Raw genomic sequence first — 212 nt, forward strand, 5'->3', positions numbered from 1 at the left:
TACAAGACCGAGGTGATCCGGCGCCGTGGGCCATGGCGCACCCTGGAGGCCGTCGAGTTCGCCACCCTGGAATGGGTCGATTGGTTCAACAACCGCCGCCTCCTCGAACCCATCGGCAACATCCCTCCCGCCGAGGCCGAAGCGCGCTATTATGCTCAAATCGAGGACGTCGCCATCGCGGCGTGACTCAACCAAATCGGCCTCCGACAAAC

The 212-nt window shown here is 63.2% G+C and carries 1 protein-coding gene; it reads left to right on the plus strand.

Annotated elements, in window-relative coordinates:
* A partial coding sequence (locus EJ913_RS31410) for an IS3 family transposase (RefSeq protein WP_148125341.1) occupies positions 1-186 on the plus strand: 186 nt, incomplete at its 5' end.
* Positions 187-212 lie beyond the last annotated feature (26 nt).

This window comes from Azospirillum doebereinerae, from assembly GCF_003989665.1.
Lineage (GTDB): Bacteria > Pseudomonadota > Alphaproteobacteria > Azospirillales > Azospirillaceae > Azospirillum > Azospirillum doebereinerae.